Origin of the sequence: Halorubrum tibetense (genome assembly GCF_042661865.1) — an archaeon.
In the GTDB taxonomy this organism is placed as follows: domain Archaea; phylum Halobacteriota; class Halobacteria; order Halobacteriales; family Haloferacaceae; genus Halorubrum; species Halorubrum tibetense.
Genome location: NZ_JBHSWW010000654.1, coordinates 1 through 597, shown reverse-complemented (window position 1 = coordinate 597; position 597 = coordinate 1). Strand labels below are relative to the sequence as shown.

Here is a 597-nt window from a genome sequence, read left to right as displayed (position 1 = left end):
CGAGCAAGCGCTGTTAAATGAAGAAGCATTAAACAACAGCCAATCCGAATTTCGCATGCGCGTGAGAGTCTCTTTGAGGGCCTATTGGGCCATGTGGGATATGCGGCACTTATTTAACCCGTCCAACTACGGTTTATTTAGCCTACAACTCACCTCTCATAAATTACTGCGCTACCTAGCGTTTTTTCCACTCGCGCTACTGTTTGTAAGCAGCGCCTTACTCAGTGGTTTAGCGCCTATTTATTTCCTCGCTTTTATCGGCCAGCTCGGATTTTACGCGGCGGCCGGTTATGCCAGTGCGGCTGAAAGTCAAAATCGCTGGCTTGGTTTAGCAAACTACTTCTGTTTAATTAACATCGCTGCCGCCATGGCATTTATTAACTTCCTCAAGGGCGAAAAAATTGTCCTCTGGAAACCAAGGGTCGGCTAATGAAGATTGTGTTATTAGTCGACGCCCTACACAGTATTGGCGCAGGCAGCGAGCGACAGATCTACAAACTACTGGAAGGGCTTAAGGCACAAGGTTTAGCAGTTGAGCTTGTGTTACTACGCCACACGCCGTTCACGCGGGCGCTGGAAAACTTCCCCTGCCCCATC

At 48.9% G+C, this 597-nt stretch carries 1 pseudogene; it reads left to right on the top strand.

The features are described 5' to 3' along the window. Positions 1–430: pseudogene (locus ACFQEU_RS17565) on the top strand (hypothetical protein); the annotation flags it as partial. Positions 431–597: the final 167 nt, after the last annotated feature.